General features: G+C 42.9%; 18 protein-coding genes. 10 read left to right on the top strand and 8 right to left on the bottom strand.

The window, feature by feature from the left end; translation table 11 throughout:
• Positions 1-7: 7 nt before the first annotated feature.
• Both ACZ520_RS08080 and ACZ520_RS08085 read right to left on the bottom strand, forming a co-directional pair.
• Positions 8-1,567: an MFS transporter gene (locus ACZ520_RS08080; RefSeq protein ID WP_464127995.1), complete on the bottom strand. Its 1,560-nt coding sequence runs from the start codon at positions 1,565-1,567 to the stop codon at positions 8-10.
• Entirely contained in the window at positions 1,564-2,235 is a 672-nt protein-coding gene (locus ACZ520_RS08085) for an ArsR/SmtB family transcription factor (protein ID WP_464127997.1), read from the bottom strand. The genes ACZ520_RS08080 and ACZ520_RS08085 overlap by 4 nt, the downstream gene beginning before the upstream one ends.
• Positions 2,236-2,557: 322 nt before the next feature.
• On the opposite strand from ACZ520_RS08085, the gene ACZ520_RS08090 reads away from it, so the two are divergent.
• Positions 2,558-3,370 carry a type IV toxin-antitoxin system AbiEi family antitoxin domain-containing protein gene (locus ACZ520_RS08090; RefSeq protein WP_464128000.1) on the top strand — a complete coding sequence of 271 codons (813 nt, stop codon included), beginning with the start codon at positions 2,558-2,560 and terminating at the stop codon, positions 3,368-3,370.
• The gene (locus tag ACZ520_RS08095) at positions 3,367-4,188 is read left to right on the top strand and encodes a nucleotidyl transferase AbiEii/AbiGii toxin family protein (RefSeq protein ID WP_464128002.1); all 822 of its coding nucleotides are present in this window, start codon (positions 3,367-3,369) and stop codon (positions 4,186-4,188) included. The genes ACZ520_RS08090 and ACZ520_RS08095 overlap by 4 nt, the downstream gene beginning before the upstream one ends.
• Positions 4,189-4,201: 13 nt before the next feature.
• On the opposite strand, the gene ACZ520_RS08100 is transcribed toward ACZ520_RS08095, so the two are convergent.
• Genes ACZ520_RS08100 through ACZ520_RS08110 form a run of 3 tightly spaced genes read right to left on the bottom strand, consistent with a single transcriptional unit; the run spans position 4,202 to position 7,564 of the window.
• Positions 4,202-4,681 (bottom strand): Mov34/MPN/PAD-1 family protein, encoded by a 480-nt coding sequence (locus tag ACZ520_RS08100; RefSeq protein WP_464128005.1) that lies wholly within the window; start codon positions 4,679-4,681, stop codon positions 4,202-4,204.
• Positions 4,678-6,459, bottom strand: a complete 1,782-nt coding sequence (locus ACZ520_RS08105) for a HesA/MoeB/ThiF family protein (RefSeq protein WP_464128008.1) — start codon at positions 6,457-6,459, stop codon at positions 4,678-4,680. The genes ACZ520_RS08100 and ACZ520_RS08105 overlap by 4 nt, the downstream gene beginning before the upstream one ends.
• Positions 6,460-6,463: 4 nt before the next feature.
• A complete protein-coding gene (locus ACZ520_RS08110) occupies positions 6,464-7,564 on the bottom strand; it encodes an SMODS domain-containing nucleotidyltransferase (protein WP_464128011.1) in 1,101 nt (366 codons plus the stop codon).
• A gap of 74 nt (positions 7,565-7,638) precedes the next feature.
• On the opposite strand from ACZ520_RS08110, the gene ACZ520_RS08115 reads away from it, so the two are divergent.
• The gene (locus ACZ520_RS08115) at positions 7,639-8,298 is read left to right on the top strand and encodes a hypothetical protein (RefSeq protein ID WP_464128013.1); all 660 of its coding nucleotides are present in this window, start codon (positions 7,639-7,641) and stop codon (positions 8,296-8,298) included.
• 97 nt (positions 8,299-8,395) lie between these two features.
• Here the strand turns inward: ACZ520_RS08115 and ACZ520_RS08120 are convergent, their stop codons facing one another.
• Genes ACZ520_RS08120 through ACZ520_RS08130 form a run of 3 tightly spaced genes read right to left on the bottom strand, consistent with a single transcriptional unit; the run spans position 8,396 to position 9,621 of the window.
• On the bottom strand, positions 8,396-8,689 hold the full coding sequence (locus ACZ520_RS08120) for a hypothetical protein (protein ID WP_464128015.1): 294 nt from the start codon (positions 8,687-8,689) through the stop codon (positions 8,396-8,398).
• On the bottom strand, positions 8,686-9,216 hold the full coding sequence (locus ACZ520_RS08125; protein ID WP_464128018.1) for a hypothetical protein: 531 nt from the start codon (positions 9,214-9,216) through the stop codon (positions 8,686-8,688). Before ACZ520_RS08125 ends, ACZ520_RS08120 begins: the two co-directional genes overlap by 4 nt.
• Before the next feature lie 12 nt (positions 9,217-9,228).
• Complete coding sequence (locus ACZ520_RS08130) at positions 9,229-9,621, bottom strand: helix-turn-helix domain-containing protein (RefSeq protein WP_464128020.1); 393 nt, start codon at positions 9,619-9,621, stop codon at positions 9,229-9,231.
• Between the two features lie 324 nt (positions 9,622-9,945).
• On the opposite strand from ACZ520_RS08130, the gene ACZ520_RS08135 reads away from it, so the two are divergent.
• The 7 genes from ACZ520_RS08135 (at position 9,946) to ACZ520_RS08165 (ending at position 16,313) form a co-directional block, all read left to right on the top strand.
• Entirely contained in the window at positions 9,946-11,130 is a 1,185-nt protein-coding gene (locus tag ACZ520_RS08135; protein WP_464128023.1) for a hypothetical protein, read from the top strand.
• A 101-nt stretch (positions 11,131-11,231) separates the two neighbouring features.
• Positions 11,232-11,621, top strand: coding sequence for a hypothetical protein (locus ACZ520_RS08140; RefSeq protein WP_464128025.1), 390 nt, complete (start codon positions 11,232-11,234; stop codon positions 11,619-11,621).
• A gap of 14 nt (positions 11,622-11,635) precedes the next feature.
• Positions 11,636-11,923: a TrbC/VirB2 family protein gene (locus tag ACZ520_RS08145; protein WP_464128028.1), complete on the top strand. Its 288-nt coding sequence runs from the start codon at positions 11,636-11,638 to the stop codon at positions 11,921-11,923.
• A 252-nt stretch (positions 11,924-12,175) separates the two neighbouring features.
• Entirely contained in the window at positions 12,176-14,329 is a 2,154-nt protein-coding gene (locus ACZ520_RS08150; RefSeq protein ID WP_464128031.1) for a TraG/VirB4 family ATPase, read from the top strand.
• Positions 14,314-14,874 carry a hypothetical protein gene (locus ACZ520_RS08155; RefSeq protein WP_464128033.1) on the top strand — a complete coding sequence of 187 codons (561 nt, stop codon included), beginning with the start codon at positions 14,314-14,316 and terminating at the stop codon, positions 14,872-14,874. The genes ACZ520_RS08150 and ACZ520_RS08155 overlap by 16 nt, the downstream gene beginning before the upstream one ends.
• Positions 14,861-15,781, top strand: a complete 921-nt coding sequence (locus ACZ520_RS08160) for a hypothetical protein (protein WP_464128036.1) — start codon at positions 14,861-14,863, stop codon at positions 15,779-15,781. Before ACZ520_RS08155 ends, ACZ520_RS08160 begins: the two co-directional genes overlap by 14 nt.
• Positions 15,747-16,313 (top strand): hypothetical protein, encoded by a 567-nt coding sequence (locus tag ACZ520_RS08165; protein WP_464128038.1) that lies wholly within the window; start codon positions 15,747-15,749, stop codon positions 16,311-16,313. Before ACZ520_RS08160 ends, ACZ520_RS08165 begins: the two co-directional genes overlap by 35 nt.
• Positions 16,314-16,343 lie beyond the last annotated feature (30 nt).

The following is a 16,343-nucleotide window of genomic DNA, read 5'->3' on the forward strand; positions in this document are numbered from 1 at the left end:
GGGCATTCTAGGTCATCTGAATGCCTTTTGTTTTCCGATCTGAACTTTCTTTCCAAGCAATGTAACCTCCCTCAAGCCATTGCGCTTTTGTCCATCCATTTTTGCGGAGATACTCTGCAGCTTCTATGGATCTGCCACCACCTTTTCCGCAGTTTGTTACGATATGCGCTGTTTTAGGTAATTGAGAGATTGAGTCAGGGAGTGTTGCCTTCTCTCTATGAATTGCTATCGAGATATGGCCATCCTCAAACTCTTCTTTTGAGCGAACATCGATGACAATGACTTTTTGTTTTTCTATGAGTGAATTGAGGTCTTCGACGGAGATCCGCAGAGGAAGTTTGTCGGGCGCGGTTTCACTCTGTCGAAGTGCTGTGATCACTCCACTGGCAAATGTGATCATTGCAATCAGCCATATTGCAGAATTAATTCCAAAGTAGTCTGCAACGACTCCAGAGATAAGCGCACCGATGGCGTAGCCTGAGTCACGCCATAGTCTGTATATTCCAACAGAGGATGCTCGCCATGCCGGATGGGCAACATCACCGATTGCGGCGAGCAGTGTTGGGTAGACCATTGCAGTTCCAGTTCCCAAGAGAAGTGCTCCGACAGAAAAACCAAATTTATTTAAAAAACTTACTGTTACGATAATGCCAATTGCTTGGGTCCACATACCCAAAACTATGAGCCACTTTCGACCAACTTTATCTGAGAGATGTCCTGTCCAGAGTTGTAGAAGCCCCCAGGATGCGGGGTAAATAGCTGCGAGCCAACCAATTTCCCGAAGGCTCATTCCAGCCGATGCAAAAAGAATCGGAAAGAGACCCCAGGCCATTCCGTCGTTTAAATTGTTAACAAAGCCGGCTTGAGTGACGGAGGAGAGATTGCGGTCTTTAAAAGTAGTCTTCAGAAATATATCTTTTTGAGAAAGATCTTCATGCTGGTGGTCTTTTAATTCAATGGCAACGTGATGACGGGTTTCATGAATGAAGAATATACTGAGGATAAGCCCAGCGATGATGTAAACGACCCCCAGAAAGAATGGTTCGGGACGAACGCCATAGTCAGCAGCTATGAGCCCCGTAAGTAGGGCTGAGCCGGCTACGGCAAAGTACCCGGCGAATTCGTTGAGTCCCATAGCTAGACCCCGTTGTTTGCTGCCTACGAGGTCAATTTTCATAATGACTGTCGTGGACCAGGTAAGTCCTTGGCTGGCGCCTAAAAAGACATTGGCAATTAAAATCCAAGTCCAAGATGGAGCCCACATTAGAAGAAATGGGACGGGTATTGCAATCAGCCAGCCAGCAATAAGCACTTTTTTTCTTCCGAACGTATCTGAAAGCCTTCCTGCGAAGTAGTTCAGAAATGCTTTCGTGAAGCCGAATACCATGATGAACGATAATATGGCGGATTTTGCGGCAAGGTTGAACTCTTTTTCAGCTAGTTCTGGTAGTATAGATCTTTCTAGGCCAATCATTGCGCCTACAAAAGCATTTACGATGACAAGCAACGAGAATTGCTGCCAATTTTCTTTTAATCCAAGAGTTCGTGTGTGCGATTGATTTTTCATAGTGACACTTTAGAACTTTCTATTGGAAGGCCTTCGGCCGCCCAATCCATAAGGCTGTCGCTTAATCTAGATACCTTGTAACCTTTCTTGCGTAATAGTTCGACTGCTTCTGTTGCAAAGAAGCAGTATGGACCGCGACAGTAGGCGACTATTTCTTTATCTTTCGGTAGAAGTTTTAGCTCTTTACTGAGCTTTGAAATAGGAACTGAAACCGCATAAGGAAGGTGTCCGTAAGCGTATTCATCAGGAGGGCGTACATCAAGGAGAATGACATCTCCCTTCTTTACTTTTGCCAGCAATTGTTTTCGAGAGGTTGATTTTAAGTTAACTTCCTCGCCAAGATAGTCCGATGCTATCTTTTGAACTTCTGAAAAATGGAACTCATTAAACCTACGAAGTTGAAGAAGGAACGTTTTTATACCTTCATTAGCGATGGAGTAGTAAATGTTTTTTCCGTCTCTTCGAGAACTCACTAAAAGAGCGGATCTAAGCTCTTTTAGTTGTGCACTCGCGTTTTTCACTCCCAGGTCGGCTTGCTCAGCAATAGTCTCGACCGTTTTTTCTCCTTGGGTTAATAAATCAAGGATTTCCAAGCGTTTTGGATTGGAAAGGGCTTTGGGGCATCGAGAAAATTGATCGTAAATAAGGTCTTTGACTTTTCTTTTCATACTAACATTCTAACGTATTTTAGAATGTTTGAAAATAGCAAAAATGAGGGGCGTTTAAGGTGTTGATATGTCAGGAAAATCTGCCTCCTACTTTTGAAATGTCTGGAGCGTCATACTTGAAAATATTTGAATATGCTGAAATCTTCAGCTATACTTAGGTCTTCCTAAGTATAGCTGAGAGCATCTTTCCGAGGATAAGTAGCTATAACATAGTAAAATCAAATACATAGGATAACACGTATTATTTAAAATTAGCAAAAAATGCTAAAATATCAAAATGCATGTATTGTTATTTTTTAGCAAAAAGTGCTAAAATATTAAAATGCAAGTAAGTACAGATAAGCATGAAAAGTTGCGAGATTACATAGGCAGTCTTCAGGCCAGAGGAGAGCTGACTTTTACCAAGGATCAGGCGGTGAGAGATCTTGGTATAACGGAAAATGCATTTTTAAATAGTGCTCTAAGGCTGATTAAGAAGCAGGCCCTTTTAAAGCCATTCTCGGGCTTCTATGTGATTGTTGCTCCTGAGTATAGATCTTCAGGGGGGCCACCTGCAATTTGGTATATAGATGCTCTGATGAAGTTTCTTGAGCAGCCCTATTACGTAGGGCTGTTGTCCGCAGCGGCATATCATGGGGCCACACATCAGGCTGTGATGGAGCTTCAAGTTGTTACAACTAAACCTCTGAAGTTGCTTAGAGTTGGTAAAAGTCGAATCCGATTTATCGTGAATAAATACACCAAGAAGATTCCAACGACCCAAGTAAAAACACCTCAAGGACCTGTGCCGATTTCAACAGCTGGAGCTACCGCGATGGATCTGGTTCGTTTTCGAAAAAAGTCTGGAGGATTTTCTCATATCGCAACTGTCTTTGTTGAGATGGGGAAAAGAATTGAAACAGGTGACTTGGTAAAAGTCGCCGAGATTTATCGAGATGCACCTTTAGTTCAAAGGGTCGGTTATTTGCTCGATAAGTTCGTGGAAGGTGTGCGGTTGGCGACATTGCACGGGTGGCTAAAGTTTCAAAGGTGCTCGTACAAACGTCTTTCGGGAAAACGCAATGGCCCCGAAATCGAGATTAATGATAAGTGGATGATTATTTGCGATGTAGCGGTGGAGCCTGACGAAGTATGATCAGTCAAAAGTATATTCAAGCATGGAAAACTCAAGCACCATGGCCGCAACCGAGTCAGGTTGAACAGGATTTAATTATTGGACGAGCTCTTTGTGAGCTTTATAGCGAGCCAAAGATTCAAGAGGCATTAGCATTTCGAGGAGGCACTGCACTTCAAAAGATATTTTTCGATAAGCCCACAAGGTATTCAGAAGATATTGATCTGGTGCAAATTCCAAAAGAAGCATTTGGGGACATGATCGATCTGATCCGTTCTAAATTGGATTCGTGGTTAGGCAAACCTCAGATTGATAGAAAAACGGGGCGCTTGACGATGAGGTATCGGTATCAATCCGAGATAGAGCCAGTGGTATCCATGAAGTTAAAAATTGAAACCAATACTGGCGAGCATTTCTCGGTCATGGGTTATCAAAAGACTCCGTTTAAGATGGACTCAGAGTGGTTTACGGGAAGTTGTGAGATTACGACATTTTATGTGGAAGAAATCATGGGTACAAAGCTCCGCGCTTTGTATCAGCGAAGAAAAGGCAGAGATCTCTATGACTTTGCCAAAGCTTTTGAGCATTTTCAAAAAATAGATGATGCGAAAGTTGTCGAGTGCTTTTTGAAGTACATGGAGCATGGGGGAGTTAAAGTTTCGCGCGCGGAGTTTGAAAAGGCGATTCATGAGAAACGAAAGGATTCAGCTTTTAGAGATGATATTGAGCCGCTTCTCGCGGGTGATAGAAATGCTTTTGATCCAGATAAAGCCTTTGATGATCTTTTACAGAGATTGATTGCTCGAATTCCAGGGGAGCCATGGAAGGGTGTAAAGTAAAGATTCAAATTTTTTAACAAATATATATTGGGTCTTTCTCGCGTCTGTAGATGGTAATAGAAAATACTTCTTCAGTTCTCGGGTTTCCACCTATGATTAGTAAAATAGGATTTTCACAACTCGTATTTTCATTTTTTGTGATAGATTTCATATGTTGCTCATCGGTTTTGCTTGGTTGTGGAGAGCTGAGCGGGTGATAGTGCCATTCACCTAAGTAATAAAGTTGCTCCTTCCTCCAGAAGATCTCTAATTTTTTCTTTAAGCCTTTTACTCCACGAAAAAACCAGGTGGATCCGGATTTTGAATCTTCGGTGGGTCCATCAATATGTAGCACAATTGCAGTAGTTAAATCTGAACTATACTTACCTACAAGTATTCCCCCTGTTTCTAGCTCAAGATTTTTTATGCAAATAGATTTAATATGATCTAGTAAAAATTGTTCAAATTGGACTGCAAACTGCCCGTCCGAAGAGGTGAAAAATTTTGGTGTCATCGAAGAACTCGCTTCTTTAACATATGATATCCAGAATGATCTCTATGTTTTTCCACGACGATTGAAGTATCAAGGTTGCCTTTTTTTAAAGCATCGTCAAGAAGCTCTACACAAGAAGACGCCTGGGCCCAAATATCTCCGGATGACGCAGGAAAGGCATAGTGCCAGCATCCAATGCCCTCTGATCTCGAAAACTGTTTCAATTTGTCAGAATCTTCCAAAATAAGATCTCTAAATGTTATGTGGAAAACTTCCGGATCCCAGAGGTTGGAAATATTGAGGTAAGACTTTTCAGCCTCAAACCCAAGTGATATTGATGCAATAATTCTTCCTTCTTTTTTGTATCTAGTAAGTGCGCGGATCACATCATCCTCTGCAGTGCAATCGATGATAAGATCACAATCCTCGATAATTTGGTGATTGCTTCCGTTGAAAATATCTGGAAGGTAACGAACTTCTAAAAAAGGATTAATATTATTTAAGCGGATAGCAAGAGATTTGGACTTATGCTTAAAAAGATCATTCATTAGAAGTGTGTGTCTGGCTAAGTTTCCAACATCCATTCTGTCAAAGTCTACAAGGCTTAAATCGAGGCATCCGCCTCGTGCTAATAGTTCGGCCACACAAGAACCGAGGGCACCACACCCAATTAGCAGAATCTTTTTTTTACGTAGTGATTCCGAATATGCACCACGCGAAAGCATTTTGTCTTGGTCAATGTTTTTTGTAGAGAGCCAATGAACTTTTTGTGATTGCTGCGTTAGGTAAATTAGATTCTGTAAGGCGACTTTTCTAAGGCTTTGCTTTCGAAAGCCATTAGATTCTGATTTGGAAAGTTGTGGTATGTTCGCAAAGTACCAATGAGTTTTAACTTCTTTATCACCCATTGTTTCAGGTATAGGAAAGCCAATGCCTAAAATAAAAGATTTGTTCCAATGAAGTTTATTTATTTTCTGCCTGATTTTTGTAGGCAGATCTATTCCAAAATCTTCCAGTGTTTTGATGAGTTGGGACCAATCTTGAGGCGTGTGCCAGGCCCGAAAAGTTGGCAGATTAGGGACTTTAAACCAAATACCCAATGGAAGAGATCTTTTATCTTCGAGATCCTTCCATTTGTAGTGAACAAGAACTTCATCTTTTTTGTTGCGGAAAGAAGTTATATAAAATGCATTATCTATGGAGCCAGTCCCTCCATAAATGAGACCGTCTTGATCGCTAGTTGATCCCCACTTCAAAAAGGTCTCATTTGTTTCTTGTGTGAGAACAAAAGGCCCATCGAGTTCGTTGGATCGTACACTTGGAAGTTCAAACCGATCACCCTCTTTTAGCAACATGTTTTGACTAGCTTGAATAGCCCATTCTATTGCTCTTGCATAAACCCAGGCGAGGCGTCCGATTCCTTTAGGTTCTATAGTGAATTCAGATCTGGTGAGTGAGTCAAATTCTCCACTTAGGCATATGTGTCCGCGTTTCCATGGAACCTTCTTGTTTCGATAGGGTTCAATAAGTTCCTGATGGGGCATTGTATATTCGATTCCATCATCTGAAGCTGGAAAGACATACATCGGCCCTAACGGGTAGCTTTCTGTTAGAACGACATACCAATTTGATACTTTTGGAAAGTCATCATTTACTGAATTGTTAAGATTAATTTGAATTAGTTGAGCCCAACATTCTCCATCCGCGAACCATTGAAAATCCAGCAGAACTCGTATTTCAGTGAAGTGTTCAACAGCTAATTGGTCTTTTTGTATAAGCTCTGGCAAGCCGGGGAGCATTCAGTTACCCAAATCTTCCACCGACTGGATCAGATGAACGAATGGGAGGAACAAATCCCCCCTTTTTTTCAGAGTCTTCTGGTTCCGGATCAAATTCTGAGCCAAATAACGAGCGCCATAGGTTTACACTTTCTTCAACGCCAGCTGCATCTAAAGCACGTCGTGCTATTTTATTTGCTTCCCGGACCCTTTCGTAAAATTTTTTAAAGTCAGGATACTCCATGCGATGTAAAACATTTTGGTTCACGCCATGGTCTTTAAGATATGGAGGAGTTCCGGATTGGAAATTAGTTAAGAAAACCTTTTCAAAATTCTCAAGAGTCAGTGTTACACCTTGAGCAATACTGGTGATTCCATCGGGGCAGCAATGCCCAATCATATGTTCTACGGGGTAGCCTTTTGGATACTTTGGGAGATCTTTTTGTTGACGATGCCACCACTTAATTGCTTTTACGACGTTAATATAGTGATCATTGCATGCCTTATTTTTCTCGGTGGTCCACTTTATTTGTGCGATAGGATGAGTTGGCTCCCATTTATTTGCGTCACGATCTGGGATTTGAAGCGGATCATCTTTCCATGATTTCAGTAGTGGTTCCAAAAAATCATTGTACGCGTCATTGCGCCTTTCGCCTTTAGATAAACGAATTGATGTAAACTCTTCCAGTGAGTCATTTGTTTCGATTGAAAATGCTTTTATTAGTCCTACTTGCGCTTCAGATGGGGCAGATGTAATTACTAAATCCAAATCTACATTTCCATCTACTATACCAATGGAGCGACTTTGTGGTTCGTAGTTGTCTTTGTAGTGCTTACGAACAAATGGAACAAAATGTTCGAGTGCCTTCTTAGGGGTTACATCAGGGCCTATCTTGGTAACAACAACTACGTCAACATCTGATCGCTTGCCATTCGCTGGCTTAACGATTGTAGATCGTTTGTAGCTTCCCTGCAAAAAAGTGCCAATTATGAGGTCTTTTAAGTGAGGATCTTCCTGTATCTTTGTTGTTAGGTTGGTGTGTGCACTCTTCAGTTCAGCCTGCTCTGACACGCTCAGTCTGATTCTGCCTAAGAAATTTGAAAAATATGTGGGTACTTCAGACAAAACATCCTCCAGATGGGAAAAAGAATGTTATACTACATCATGTTTAGATTTAATACTTTGACGCGAGGATGCAAATGAAGGATCTGCCTCTTTCCTTTTATGAGTTTTTAGCGATATTGGTCCCTGGTTTTCTTTTAACAATGTTTACTGTGATTTCTCACGGTCAGTTTCCCAACCTTAATCTTGATAATACAATGCACTCTTTGTTTTTGCTCGCTGCTGCGTACATTGTCGGGCAGATAGTTGGCCAAACATCATTATGGACTATCGAGCGATGGACAAAGTGGTTTTTGGGGGAGCCGGCACTAGTTTTGTTGGGGCGGTATAAAGGGAATTGTATTACACGTTTTTTCTTCCCTGGTTATTTTGAATCTCTCCATGAAGAGAGTATAAAAATTTACAAAAGTTATTTGGGGGCGAAAGATGACGACGAAATGTTAAAGCTCACTTATACAACCATTTTCACAGAGGCTCGGTTGGAGTCTGGTCAAGGGGAAAGACTTAATCATTGGAGTCGACTACTTGGCTTCTCCAGAAATATTTGCCTCGTGGCCTTGCTCATCGCTGCTCATCAAATCTATAATTTTTGTGTGGATGGTATTAACAATGATTTATATGCTGGTTTGGCTGGGCTTTTTGTAACATTGATAATGTACTATCGATATGTTAGATTTTTTCGGACTTTCAATGTTGATCTTATACAATGGTACGTTAGGCGAGGAAAACCACTTTAATGAGTTTAAGAATGCTTATTAATTGCGGCGATTGAAGGTGTCGGGTTTTGTCTCCTCGAGACCTTCAATTCTAAAATTAATATTTATATGTGATCTTCTACTTCAATTCTATCCATGAATTCAGAATTTTCGAAGAATCGAGTGCATAAGATGTTGAGGGATCAAGCTGTAATTCGTCAACTGGAAGCGATACATTTTCAACCATCCATGTCTGTCCATGGTATTGGCCGCGTACAAACTCTACCAGGCCGTTTTTTTCTCCTAGAGCAAAAATAAACTCAGGAGATTTTTGCATCATCATAGTCTGCATCCCAGGACGAAGTCCGCCGCCGCCGCCAGCATGGGCGAAGAATGGTGCCAATACTGTAAGGATAATTAAAGTGAATTTCATTGTTGAACCTCCTTGTTGGCGTTCGTGCCATTCAGGGCGTGAGTGTAGATCTGTGACCAAGAGATCATGATGTCGCCAGGAACTTGTTCTGACTTAGATCTGAAGTCTTTCAAAAGAGAGTCTAGTTTTCCGATGAATTCCGTTTCAAGCTCTTTTGTTGTCGCAATAGTAAATGTCTCGTACCAGCATTGACCGTTATCGGTGATGCGGGTGCTGATGTTTGCACTAAGGGTCATGAATTCTGCTGTATTTAAGAACTCGTCAAAGTTCGCCTTGAACCTTGCGTAGTTTTCTTTCGCAGAAATGCCGCCATTAGGTGAGCGTACCCAATAGCCTGACTCGATCAGCAAATCTTGATATTCAAAAGCTTGTTCAACATTAACTCCTACCTTTTCTGCCATCCAGCGAACGTCCGCTGAGAAGTCTGATAGAAAGGGCAGGAGGTAAAAGCGAAGGAACTTGTAATCCTTCCTGAACTTGAGCTTTAGAGCTTCGTCACTTGTGATGACTTGCGTTTGAATCTCCAAAGTATCCCCCAGTTAAATTAACTCTCTCAAAATTTTAGTTTGCTTCTTGGCCTTAGCGCCAAGGTGAGCAACCGCAAAGCCATCAAGATATTCGACGATGGCTTCGCGCTCGGTCTTGTCGAAAGATTTAACTAATCTTTCGAATGTGTCTCCAGCGCTCTTCTTTTCTTCAAGATCCAAATCATTAATTCGAGCTACTTCTTTGTTGATGATTGCTTCGACATCAATATTCAGAGTCTTCAAAATTTCAATGAAGAGTTCAGAGCGCACGTCACCCTTGCCACGGAAAAAGTGATTCACGTGGCTTGCGGGAACTCCTACTTCATCTGCAATAGCAGCCTGGCTTACACCAGAGTGCTTTGCTAGAAGGGCGATCTTTTCTGCAAGGCTGAGCGTTTTTCTCATAATTTGTTCGTTTGATTACTTTTTAAGCACATAAGTTTCAAGTTAAAAACATAGAATTCTATAACCAAGCATAGAATTTTATGAATACGTATAGCGTAACTATATGTAATTAATCTGAAAAATAGATTTACAAAGATTTTAACGCTGGGTATTTCATGCGTCAGAAAAGAAAAAGCCCATCCTTGAAGGATTCCACGGCAATGGAAGACAAGGACAGGCAAGGCGCCACGTGAATGGCTAGGACGGTTCTTAGCACGCTTTGCAGTCTCTCTTCAAGGGATGGGTTCGTAAATAAACCAAAATACCCACTATGAGGAGGGGACGATGCTATTCGCAATCGCCAAGGGCTGTGCTTTGCCCAAAAAAAGAATTTCAGGACTTAAAATCCTGGCAGCTACAATTATCGCCAGCCAAGTTGGCTGCGGTGATATTCAACAAGAGACTAATACACAGAACACTCCTGTGGTTGAAAAATCCACTCACAGCCAGGCTGATGGAAATGCAAAGTTCAGTTTGCAAGAGTTGGACATTCCCCACCAGTACCAAATTTTGGTTTCATGGCCAGCTGAAGTAACGAAAGTAGTTATCGAAGACTCAGGGAAAAGAATTTTTGATTCGGATTCCGTTCGTCAATACACGCATCCGATTAAAGACAATACTAAGTTCAACTTTCGCGTTTTTTCATACGATGGTGATAAGCCGGTGTTGATTGGCGAGTACGTGGGACTTACTCCTCGAGACTATTCCATCGAAGCATCAACAGATCTAAAGCAGGACTTGGTCATCGAAGCGTCTCGCGTCTTTTTTACTAACGAATCTAAGATTCAAACCAATGGCTATAATCTTACTGTTAAAGCTGACAAATTTTATTCTGATAATGCCGAAATCTATTCATTCATGATCGGTGCGAAAGCTCCTCTCGAAACTGATGGAGCTCCGGGTGGCGCTGTTGAAATTAAAGCCAAAGAAGCGATCGGACATCTACGCGTTAATCTGCGAGGTCAGAATGGCGGCGATGGTGTTGATGGTAAAGTTTGGGATATTAGAGCCGCTACCGGTGGCGGAGGGCGCGGTGGCGCGCATGACTGCGCAAGAGCGAGCGTCGGAGGCATTGGCATTGGCGGTCCTTTGAAGTGCTGGTGTACGCGCAACCCCGATAATGGTGGCGCGGGAGCAGTTGGCGCCAAGGGACGTGATGGCACAAGAGCAGGTAGAGGCGGAAACTCCGGAGCATTGTTAGTCGAGATTCAAGAGAAAACCGAGTTTGTTGTTGAGCCATTCCAGACAGTAGGTCTTGCCGGCAATCCGGGTAAAGGTGGGCCTGGGCAGCTAGGTGGAATCGGTGGGCCAGGAGGCGACCCAACATCTTCAGAATGTTCAGGTTCAAGACAAGGACCTGAAGGCAAAGCTGGCGACAAAGGAACAGATGGCGCAAATGCGCTGGATGGAAATATTGAATCGCTTTGCATCTCCATCGGCCAAGGAGAAGGAAAATGCCAAGCCAAATAGTGAACACCTTGAAACTAATTACGGCGGTGAGCGTTTGGCTTTCCGCCCTCACACTAACGGTCGGGTGTGCTACGTCGACAAGAAATAGAGTTCTTAGAGATATGGCGATTGGTGCGGCGGCGGGTGCTCTAGTTGCTCAAACCAAGACCGATTATCGAATGACCTATACAGCAATGTATGCCGGGGCCGGGGCGGCGATTGCTGGTGCCGTGAGTACGTATGTGAATGTTTCGAAAGATGATGGTTTGCAAATGGAAAATCAGCAATTGAAGACAAAGCTTGATCACTTCCAGAAGCAATTACAGCCGCAACTGGTGCAGCAGGGAAGTTCTTTATTTTCTTCGCCCTTGCCGAAGGAAATGGCGGGGCTGGTCGAACCTGGGGAATGGAAACGCTACAAAATGGACCAATGGGTTCAAGATCCTAACCAATCCAACACTTGGTATCGCCAAGTTGAGATGTTCGAGATCATCCCGCCAGTTAGCAAGTAGAAATGGAGAAAAGTATGAATCGTTTCAAATATTTTTATTACGTTCTTTGCTCGGCCTTGATCGTTTTCCTGAGTCATCCAGCAGTGGCATCTCGCCTTGAAGAGGCGGCCCAACGCGGTCAAAGCATTGTGATTTCAATCGGACAAGTCACTGCGGTTATTGGAATTGTTCTAGGAGGCATTGCCATGTCCATCGGGATGGCAAACCTCGGTCGCATGGTTCTGATGAGTGGGGTGATTGGCGCGGCCGCTACATTCGGAGGTCCCGCAATCATTGATATGCTGAAAGAGGTTTTTCGATGAGAGATCGTAAAACCTCCCGGGTTCTAAACGATGAGTCTTACTTTTTGGGTCTTTCATACAACGACATTACAGGGGCGGGGTTGCTTTTGTTGGGCTTGCTTCTGCTGAGTAAGGTTCTTGGAATCAAGTCGATGCTGTGGGCCCTTATGGCGACCATCACATCTTTAGTAATGCTAATTCCGATACGTCTGAATTTTCGTCGTAAAATTCTGCGCGACAGTCTTAAGTACATTTTCGCAAATGGAGTAAATCATGTTTCAAAAAATCGTAGAAACAAGTCATCTTAAGGATTTGATAATTCACACTTTGGAAAATGGATCGTTGATCGCTGGGTTTGAAGTCGATCTTTTAGATGAAGAGATTTATAGTTTAGAGAAATCAGAGGCGATGCTTCAGAGCATATTGCGAGATTTGCCGGAAGGACGAATTCTTCGCATTTACTTTAAGTCGGAGTACTCCATCGATCAAGATGTTGAGCACTCCCGCCGTGAGGCTCTAAAATCTATCGGCTTTATCAAAAACCGTGCATTTGTGTTTTTAGAGAAGCCTGCTAAGACTGATCTTTCGCTCCTCTTTAGAAAGAAAACACCATCCGAAAATGCTATTCTAACAGATTTTCAAATTTTGAAGTCCAATGGCGTACAAGTTCGACCTATGCCTCAAACTGCTATCGAAGATATTTTGCCCAAAATTGGGGAAGAGGTGAATCATTCATTTCAGACTCTTGACCTGGGTAGTGAGGTGGTGAGTGTTTTAAGGTTGGTCCGTCAGTCAGCATTCGGAATGGACCTTTCAACACTATCGCATATCAAAGATGGCTTGGCTTTACCTTATACAATTTGTTGCTCCATTGAGGCCGTACCTCATAGTTCGGCAGAGACATTTCTTCGCCGTCGGTCCAAGCAGAATGTAAACGGTGGTGATCTTCAGGAGGCCCGTAAGTTTGAAGAGGCACAAATAGATTTAGAAGATATTAGCCTTAATGGTTCAAAGCTCTTTAGATTTGAATGGCAGTGTTTAGTTGCTCGTAATTCTGAAGACTATTTACGCGCAGATCGTGAAGAGCTTAAACGAAGACTGGAACCATTGGGCGAAATCTATATTGAGAGTGTTGGCGCCCTTGAAAGCTTTAAAAGTCTTTATCCGGGAAGTAATCCGCATTTTACTCTTTTGGAGAAAGACTCGGTCTTGGTAACTTATGTGCCTCTTATTAGCAGAGGGGACTCGCTGTCACAGGTGAAAGTGAGCACAAGGTCACTTGCGCTTCATCGTAAAGATGAATCCTTAACATTTCTGGATGTTTTTGATTCAAGCTATGAATCGTTCTCGTGGTGTATCTTCGGACGGCCTGGCACAGGTAAGTCTGTTTTAACCAACGCTTTGACTAGAGCGCTGATCAACGATCCCAATATCAAGGTTATCAAGATCGACGTCGGCGGCAGCCATTCCAGAGAGACAGAAATGTTGGGAGGCATCGAAAAGACACTTCTGTTGAATGAGCCGACGGGCATCAATCCGTTTGACGTTATCAAAGAGTTAGGACCGACAAAAGAGGCCTTGCAAATTATGGCGGGATTTCTCGAGGTTCTAATTCTTGAGGAAGGGGAATCAAAACTATCCAAAACGATGAAGTCTGATTTAGAGAGACTTATCGGCATTTATGCCGAAAAAGAACGACGTGAATATTCACTTCAAGATTTTGTCGCAAAGACAGCAGATCTTCCGCGAAAAGAATTATTCAATCGTTGGGTTGGATCTGGTGTCTACGGAAATGCTTTTGCAGCAAAAGATTTAGAGGGCAGTCGAAACTGGATGGATTCAAAGCTTTTGTACTTTAATTTCTCTAAAATTAGCCAGGCATTAGATCCGGATTATGCCCAAGGTGGACTTGCGGCTGTGATGGCCCAATTCAATCTTGAGATGCTGAAAACATCAGAGCATCGAAAGAGACTTGTGTTTATCGCGGACGAAACACCATTCTTCATTAAAAAGTGTTTTTCATTCTTTAATCTGTCCATCGCCAATGTTCGTAAAGAGGGGCACGGCTTTGTAACGGTCGCGCAAAAGTCAGCTCACGTTGTAATAGACGGTGATACCGGTATTTTAGACAACTCTCCTAATAAGGTATTCTTCTCCTTGGACGGTGATGAGGAATCTTTTATGGCCCGCACGCAGTTGAATCCCGCCAGTGTGGAAAAGATTAAAACACTTCGACGGCAGCAGGGTGAATTTTCCGAAGCTCTATTTAAAGACTGTCATGGCGAACGGGTGGTGAAGGTTCGTCTCAGTGCTGAGGAATACTGGTCATACACTTCTAAGGATGAAGATCGAAGGAAATACCAAGAACTTCGCAAAGCGTGTCCAAGTCTTCGACTTGAGGAGATTGTAAGATGCCTTTCTTTGTAGTGATTCTTCTATTTTCCTCAAAAAGTTATGCATTTTTAGATTTCATTGGAGAACAGGCAAAGAAGGCGACTGAGGTGGCCGCTTATGCCGATGCCGTATCTGAACTTTCACAAGAGCTTGCTCCAGATGAGGATATTCAGACGGGTGCTAAAGATATTCAGAAAAGATCTGAAGCTGTCCGTCGGGAAAGTGCCAATCTTCGCTACGTCAGTCGGAGTACTCAGTCGGTTCTTAATGGACCTGATTGGTCGTCACGGCGGCTTGAAACAAATATCCGCAGTACTACGGACTATATTAGACGCTTTAAACGTCTGATCGGTCGCATCGCTATTTTGGGAAATGAAGGAGCGATTGCTCTTAACACTACAGAAACCAATGTTGCTCTGAATGAGGTGCAAAGGAATCAGCAGACCCTCATTTTGCAGAATGAAGATGCAAGACTGCGCCAGTTAGAAAAAGAAAGTGAAGAGTCCCGCCAATGGGCAGAGTTTTCAGATCGCCAACGTCGTATTCGCAAGAGTGAGTCGGTAAATGGAAAGCTTTAGCGAGTTACATAATATTTGCGTAAAGGTGTTTGAGGCTGTCGCGGGAACCACGACAGTTTTTATTCTGCCGCTGTTTCTGGGGCGGGTGGTCTTTTCTAATATTATGGGTGATGGATCTAAGGCTTTCACAGCATTGAAAGGTGCTCTGATCTACTTCGTGTTGATTGCGGCCTTTCCTCTGATTGTGGAAGTGCTGTTCTCTATTCCCGAGACCTATCTGCCTAAGTTTGATTCGATGGCAGCATTAACTGATGGCGCCCCAGGGTGGGAGTTGAGTTCAATTCCATTTAGCCTTGATCGAATTGTCGAAGTAATTTTGGCGTGCCTTTACTGGGTCGTATATTACCTTCACGTCTTCTTCATGCTGTTAATGTGCTCCATGGCTCCGATTGTCTTTTTACTAAGTGCTCTTTTGGGTGTGGGACTGGGGCTTGAGATTTTTATGGGCCTTTTGATCGTTGGAAGTTCGTGGCCGATCATTTGGTATGGATTTGATCAAGTTCATGCAAGCCTAGTGAGTGCCCAGACAGATGCGTTTGGAGCGAAATGTCTTGAGCTTCTGGTGACTCTATTTAAGGGGCTTGCTCCCGTGAGTTTTGCCAGTCTTGCTGTAAAAAGTCCGGCGGGGAGAGCTATCAGTCAGGCTGCAAGTGGTGCGATCACGGTGGCTAAGTGGACCGGTGGTGCGGCACTAGGTGGAGCATCCTCAGTGATGCCATTTGCTCGGTCTAAGAAATCATCTTCAACATCATATCTTGAAAGAAATCGATCTAAGTACAGCCGAAACTCAACTAGCAAAAATGGGTGGGGTGGAAAATCTGATCGTCTTAACAAAGCCCGATATCAATCTCAGAAGAAAGGATTAAAGAAAAATGAAAATCCACAGTCGCGAAATATTCAAGCGTAATACGCAGTTTATTCTATTTATTGCCACGGCAACGCTTTGCCTGTTCTCGGTTGTCGTGAACCTGAGAGTTTTGTCCAAATCAAGTCGTCCGATGATTATCGGGATTGATGCTAATGGAACCCGTATTGTCACGGACCAAGCTGATCCAATCTATAAGACCGAAGCTGTCGCATTTATCCAAGAGTTTATTTTTAACGTCTACAACTTTGATTCAGAAAACTTTATGAAGCGAATCGGCCTAACGACTACCATGATGAGCGAAGATCTCTGGAAGGCCAAAAGATCAGAAATTTTGGATCTTAAAAATAAAGTGGAGCGCGATAGCATTCAAATCAGCGGTCAGATTCAAAAAATAACCCTCGATGATGCTGGCATTTATCACGGTTTGGTTCTGGTGAAAGAACGTTCTCGTATGAATGAACAAGATCATCGTATTGAGGTGTCGATAAAAATCAAAAATGTTCCGCGAACTCAAGATAACCCCTACGGACTGGAGGTGGACTCCTATGAAGAAGCTCCTATTCGTAACTAATTTGCTATTCTTCGTGCCGGCATTGGGTCA

The organism is Bdellovibrio sp. BIS2 (assembly GCF_055398295.1).

Coding starts and splice junctions, on each gene's coding strand:
- ACZ520_RS08080 (WP_464127995.1), bottom strand. CDS start 1,567: ATGAAAAATCAATCGCACACACGAACTCTTGGATTAAAAGAAAATTGG.
- ACZ520_RS08085 (WP_464127997.1), bottom strand. CDS start 2,235: ATGAAAAGAAAAGTCAAAGACCTTATTTACGATCAATTTTCTCGATGC.
- ACZ520_RS08090 (WP_464128000.1), top strand. CDS start 2,558: ATGCAAGTAAGTACAGATAAGCATGAAAAGTTGCGAGATTACATAGGC.
- ACZ520_RS08095 (WP_464128002.1), top strand. CDS start 3,367: ATGATCAGTCAAAAGTATATTCAAGCATGGAAAACTCAAGCACCATGG.
- ACZ520_RS08100 (WP_464128005.1), bottom strand. CDS start 4,681: ATGACACCAAAATTTTTCACCTCTTCGGACGGGCAGTTTGCAGTCCAA.
- ACZ520_RS08105 (WP_464128008.1), bottom strand. CDS start 6,459: ATGCTCCCCGGCTTGCCAGAGCTTATACAAAAAGACCAATTAGCTGTT.
- ACZ520_RS08115 (WP_464128013.1), top strand. CDS start 7,639: ATGAAGGATCTGCCTCTTTCCTTTTATGAGTTTTTAGCGATATTGGTC.
- ACZ520_RS08120 (WP_464128015.1), bottom strand. CDS start 8,689: ATGAAATTCACTTTAATTATCCTTACAGTATTGGCACCATTCTTCGCC.
- ACZ520_RS08130 (WP_464128020.1), bottom strand. CDS start 9,621: ATGAGAAAAACGCTCAGCCTTGCAGAAAAGATCGCCCTTCTAGCAAAG.
- ACZ520_RS08135 (WP_464128023.1), top strand. CDS start 9,946: ATGCTATTCGCAATCGCCAAGGGCTGTGCTTTGCCCAAAAAAAGAATT.
- ACZ520_RS08140 (WP_464128025.1), top strand. CDS start 11,232: ATGGCGATTGGTGCGGCGGCGGGTGCTCTAGTTGCTCAAACCAAGACC.
- ACZ520_RS08145 (WP_464128028.1), top strand. CDS start 11,636: ATGAATCGTTTCAAATATTTTTATTACGTTCTTTGCTCGGCCTTGATC.
- ACZ520_RS08150 (WP_464128031.1), top strand. CDS start 12,176: ATGTTTCAAAAAATCGTAGAAACAAGTCATCTTAAGGATTTGATAATT.
- ACZ520_RS08155 (WP_464128033.1), top strand. CDS start 14,314: ATGCCTTTCTTTGTAGTGATTCTTCTATTTTCCTCAAAAAGTTATGCA.
- ACZ520_RS08160 (WP_464128036.1), top strand. CDS start 14,861: ATGGAAAGCTTTAGCGAGTTACATAATATTTGCGTAAAGGTGTTTGAG.
- ACZ520_RS08165 (WP_464128038.1), top strand. CDS start 15,747: ATGAAAATCCACAGTCGCGAAATATTCAAGCGTAATACGCAGTTTATT.